Origin of the sequence: Streptococcus sp. k-628, assembly GCF_013277475.1 — a bacterium.
Classification (GTDB): Bacteria; Bacillota; Bacilli; order Lactobacillales; family Streptococcaceae; genus Streptococcus.
In genome coordinates, this window is record NZ_VMMZ01000042.1 from 1 (window position 1) to 4,828 (window position 4,828).

5 protein-coding genes are annotated in these 4,828 nt (G+C 41.1%); 4 read left to right on the plus strand and 1 reads right to left on the minus strand.

From position 1 onward, the window contains the following. Positions 1 to 278 precede the first annotated feature (278 nt). Entirely contained in the window at positions 279 to 638 is a 360-nt protein-coding gene (locus tag HT730_RS06290; RefSeq protein WP_023945634.1) for a DUF3397 domain-containing protein, read from the minus strand. A gap of 91 nt (positions 639 to 729) precedes the next feature. On the opposite strand from HT730_RS06290, the gene HT730_RS06295 reads away from it, so the two are divergent. The 4 genes from HT730_RS06295 to HT730_RS06310 are packed head-to-tail and all read left to right on the plus strand — an operon-like array spanning position 730 to position 4,540. Continuing rightward, positions 730 to 1,659: a TIGR01212 family radical SAM protein gene (locus HT730_RS06295; protein ID WP_173307124.1), complete on the plus strand. Its 930-nt coding sequence runs from the start codon at positions 730 to 732 to the stop codon at positions 1,657 to 1,659. Between the two features lie 10 nt (positions 1,660 to 1,669). Beyond that, entirely contained in the window at positions 1,670 to 2,227 is a 558-nt protein-coding gene (locus HT730_RS06300) for a class I SAM-dependent methyltransferase (protein ID WP_173307122.1), read from the plus strand. Next, positions 2,220 to 2,474, plus strand: a complete 255-nt coding sequence (locus tag HT730_RS06305; RefSeq protein WP_049521301.1) for a hypothetical protein — start codon at positions 2,220 to 2,222, stop codon at positions 2,472 to 2,474. The genes HT730_RS06300 and HT730_RS06305 overlap by 8 nt, the downstream gene beginning before the upstream one ends. A gap of 11 nt (positions 2,475 to 2,485) precedes the next feature. Then, a complete protein-coding gene (locus tag HT730_RS06310) occupies positions 2,486 to 4,540 on the plus strand; it encodes a cation:proton antiporter (protein ID WP_173307123.1) in 2,055 nt (684 codons plus the stop codon). Positions 4,541 to 4,828: the final 288 nt, after the last annotated feature.

A 4,828-nucleotide genomic window follows, 5' to 3' on the forward strand; every position in this document is an offset into this window, starting at 1 on the left:
ATACTCTTCGAAAATCTCTTCAAACCACGTCAACGTCGCCTTGCCGTAGGTATGGTTACTGACTTCGTCAGTTCTATCCACAACCTCAAAACAGTGTTTTGAGCTGACTTCGTCAGTTCTATCTACAACCTCAAAGCAGTGCTTTGAGCAACCTGCGGCTAGCTTCCTAGTTTGCTTTTTGATTTTCATTGAGTATAAGAATTATTAAAAAATATATAAAGAAAAAACACTTCAATCACTGTATTTCAGTTTGATTGAGGTGTTTTCGATTTAGTTTTTTATTTCTGAGCCATCAATTCAACAATCATCTCAATATACATGACAAGGGTTAATAAGAATCCTGCACGCCAGAAGAATTTGATGAATTTAGGATAGTAAAAGCTGCGTTTTTTCAAAAGAAAGAAAAAAACGAGAATAATAGCTAGGACTGAGAGGGCTAGGCCCAGTCTAGGGAGGAAATTATGGGTAAAGGTTTTAGCTGTGATTAGGTAGTACTCAAATACCAAGACTGGAAAAGCCAAATCCGCAAAGTTTCGTCCTAGTTTTTTTAATCTAAAAAGTTTGGTTATGATAATGCAGACGACTAAAGTCAGTATCAATAATAAAATAGATGCTAATTTCATTAAAATCATACCCATATTGTATCATAAAAAATGGCTAATGGAAACGAGAAACAGAGGAATTTATAGGAAAGTCAGGCTTTTGAGATTGTGAGTGTTTTTTGTTATAATGAAGGTTATGAAATCTTATAACACCTTGAATGATTATTATCGAAAACTCTTTGGAGAAAAGACCTTTAAAGTCCCTATTGATGCGGGATTTGACTGTCCCAATCGTGATGGAACTGTGGCTCATGGAGGCTGTACTTTTTGTACAGTTTCAGGTTCTGGAGATGCTATCGTAGCACCGGATGCGCCTATCCGTGAGCAATTTTATAAGGAAATTGACTTTATGCACCGCAAGTGGCCAGATGTTCAGAAGTATCTAGTTTATTTTCAAAATTTTACCAACACCCATGAAAAGGTGGAAGTCATTCGAGAGCGCTATGAGCAGGCTATCAATGAGCCAGGTGTAGTAGGAATCAATATTGGAACGCGCCCAGACTGTTTACCAGACGAAACTATCGAATATTTGGCTGAATTATCTGAGCGCATGCATGTGACGGTTGAATTGGGCTTGCAGACTACTTATGAAACAACCTCTGACCTGATTAACCGCGCTCACTCTTATGAATTGTACGTGGAAACGGTCAAGCGTTTGAGAAAGTATCCCAAGATTGAGATTGTTTCCCATCTGATTAATGGACTTCCTGGTGAAACCCATGAGATGATGATTGAAAATGTTCGCCGCTGTGTTACGGATAACGATATTCAAGGGATTAAACTACACTTGCTTCACCTGATGACCAATACACGTATGCAACGGGATTATCACGAGGGGCGTTTGCAATTGATGAGTCAGGACGAATATATCAAGGTCATCTGTGACCAATTGGAAATCATTCCCAAGCATATCGTCATCCATCGAATCACAGGAGATGCACCTAGAGATATGCTGATTGGGCCTATGTGGAGCCTCAATAAATGGGAAGTCCTTAATAGTATTGAGATGGAGATGCGACGTCGTGGAAGCGTTCAAGGATGCAAGGCTGTAAAATAGGAGTTTGAAAATGAAAAGACCACTTGAGATGGCACATGACTTTTTGGCTGAGGTCGTGACAAAAGAGGATGTCGTAGTGGATGCGACTATGGGAAATGGTCACGACACCCTTTTTCTAGCCAAACTAGCCAAGCAAGTCTATGCCTTTGATATTCAGGAACAAGCCTTGGAAAAGACGCAAGAGCGTTTGAATCAAGCTGGAATGACAAATGCCCAGTTAATCTTGCAAGGCCATGAGACACTGGACCAGTTTGTGACAGAAGTCAAGGCAGGGATTTTTAATCTGGGTTATCTGCCGTCGGCTGATAAGTCTGTCATCACCCGACCTCAGACAACTATTGAAGCATTAGAAAAGCTGTGTCATTTGCTTGTCAAAGGTGGACGAATTGCCATTATGATCTACTATGGTCATGAAGGAGGCGACCTCGAGAGGGATGCTGTCTTGGATTTTGTCAGTCAGTTGAACCAACAAGAGTACACAGCTGCCATTTACCGAACTTTAAACCAAGTCAACAACCCACCATTTTTAGTAATGATTGAAAAACTAGAGAGATATAGACATGGATAAACAATACCTACGTGAAAAGCTGGATGCCATGCGCCAGAATTTTGTTGAATCAACCCACCACGAACGAGCGGTGGGTGTGTTAGACCAAGCGCATATGAGCAAAAAAATGCTTAAAATCAAGAAAAAATTAGTTGCTCTTGAGATGGAACGGTGCCAGAGAAAAATTGAGCATAAAGATTGTTCCAAGATTGACCAAAAAATCAAAGAGCAGAAGGAGATTTTTGAATCCTGTTGTAAAAAAGAGTAAGGAGGACGTGCGTGGAATTACTGATTTACCTCATCCTATTTTTACTGGTCTTGATTGTCTCAAGTACAACCAATAAGCTCCTGCCCTTTTTGCCTCTCCCTTTGGTGCAGATTCTTTTGGGAATTGTGATTGGTCTCTTTTTACCCAATACCGACTTTCATCTTAATACGGAGTTGTTTTTGGCACTGGTTATCGGGCCCTTGCTTTTCCGAGAGTCCGAAGAAGCGGATATTACAGCTATTTTAAAACACTGGCGAATTATTGTCTATCTCATATTTCCAGTGATTTTTATCTCGACCCTGAGTTTGGGTGGCTTGGCCCATCTTCTTTGGCTCAGCCTTCCCTTGGCAGCTTGCTTGGCTGTTGGGGCGGCACTTGGCCCTACGGACTTGGTTGCCTTTGCCTCTCTTTCGGAGCGGTTTAGCTTTCCTAAGCGCGTGTCCAATATCCTTAAGGGTGAAGGACTCTTGAATGATGCTTCTGGCTTGGTTGCCTTTCAGGTAGCTTTGACAGCTTGGACAACTGGAGCCTTTTCCCTTGGGCAAGCAAGTAGTTCGCTCATCTTTTCAATTCTAGGCGGTTTTTTGATTGGCTTTTTAACAGCCATGACTAATCGCTTTCTCCATACTTTCTTGCTAAGTGTGCGCGCAACGGATATTGCCAGCGAACTTTTACTAGAATTGAGTTTGCCCCTGGTGACCTTCTTTCTGGCAGAAGAAGTCCATGTTTCAGGGATTATTGCCGTTGTAGTTGCTGGGATTTTAAAGGCAAGCCGTTTTAAGAAAATCACGCTCCTCGAAGCCCAAGTGGATACGGTGACCGAGACGGTCTGGCACACAGTGAACTTTATGCTCAACGGTTCTGTCTTTGTGATTTTAGGGATGGAGCTGGAAATGATAGCAGAGCCTATCTTAACCAATCCAATCTATAATCCTCTACTTTTGCTGCTATCTCTTATAGCCCTTACCTTTGTCCTCTTTGCTATTCGTTTTGTCATGATCTATAGCTATTATGCCTATAGGACCCGACGCCTCAAGAAAAAGCTAAATAAGTATATGAAGGACATGCTTCTCTTGACCTTCTCAGGCGTCAAGGGAACGGTATCGATTGCTACAATCCTTCTGATACCAAGTAATTTAGAGCAGGAGTATCCTCTCTTGCTTTTCCTTGTCGCAGGTGTGACGCTTGTCAGCTTTTTAACAGGCCTCGTGGTCTTGCCTCATCTTTCTGATGAACAGGAAGAAAGTAAGGACTATCTCATGCATATCGCCATTTTAAATGAAGTGACGCTAGAGTTGGAAAAAGAGTTGGAAGACACCAAAAATAAACTTCCCCTCTATGCGGCTATTGACAATTATCATGGACGTATTGAAAATCTCATCCTGAGTCAAGAAAATAAGGGTGAACAAGAGGACTGGGAGGCCTTGAAACTTCTCATCCTCAGTATTGAAAGTGATGGTTTAGAACAGGCTTACGAAGAGGACAAGATGAGTGAGCGTGCTTATCGAGTTTACCAACGATATTTGAAAAACATGGAACAAAGTATCAATCGCAAGTTTGCTTCACGATTGACCTATTATTTCCTTGTTTCTTTGCGGATTTTACGTTTTCTCCTTCATGAAGTTTTTACTCTTGGAAAGACCTTCCGTAGCTGGAAGGACAAGGAGCAAAGCCGTCTCCGTGCTCTTGATTATGACCAAATTGCAGAGCTCTATCTTGCCAATACAGAGATGATTATTGAAAGTTTGGAAAACCTGAAGGGAGTCTATAGACGCTCTTTGATTAGTTTTATGCAGGAGTCTCGTCTTCGTGAAACAGCTATTATCAGCAGTGGTGCCTTTGTTGAACGGGTTATCAATCGCGTTAAGCCTAACAATATCGATGAAATGCTGAGAGGCTATTATTTGGAGCGAAAGTTGATTTTTGAATATGAAGAGAAACGATTGATTACGACCAAGTATGCCAAGAAATTACGACAAAATGTCAATAACTTAGAGAGCTATTCCTTGAAGGAAGCTGCCAATACCCTGCCTTATGATATGGTGGAATTGGTAAGAAGAAATTAGTTAATACTCTTCGAAAATCTCTTCAAACTACGTCAGCGTCGCCTTGGATTATATATGTGACTGACTCCGTCAGTCTTATCTACAACCTCAAAGCAGTGCTTTGAGCAACCTACGGCTAGCTTTCTAGTTTGCTATTTGATTTTCATTGAGTATTACTTGAGCAACTATACTATTTAGATTAGAAATAAAAGAAGCCATCAGGTTAGCATGTAACCTAAACAGCTCCTTGATTATCCTCCAAATAAACGAGCAAAAAAGCCTTTCTTAGTGGATTGGACTTCTTCTTTT

What these genes read in the sequence shown, in the direction of transcription:
- HT730_RS06305 (WP_049521301.1), top strand. Translation starts at nt 2,220, where the DNA reads ATGGATAAACAATACCTACGTGAAAAGCTGGATGCCATGCGCCAGAAT.
- HT730_RS06295 (WP_173307124.1), top strand. Translation starts at nt 730, where the DNA reads ATGAAGGTTATGAAATCTTATAACACCTTGAATGATTATTATCGAAAA.
- HT730_RS06300 (WP_173307122.1), top strand. Translation starts at nt 1,670, where the DNA reads ATGAAAAGACCACTTGAGATGGCACATGACTTTTTGGCTGAGGTCGTG.
- HT730_RS06290 (WP_023945634.1), bottom strand. Translation starts at nt 638, where the DNA reads ATGGGTATGATTTTAATGAAATTAGCATCTATTTTATTATTGATACTG.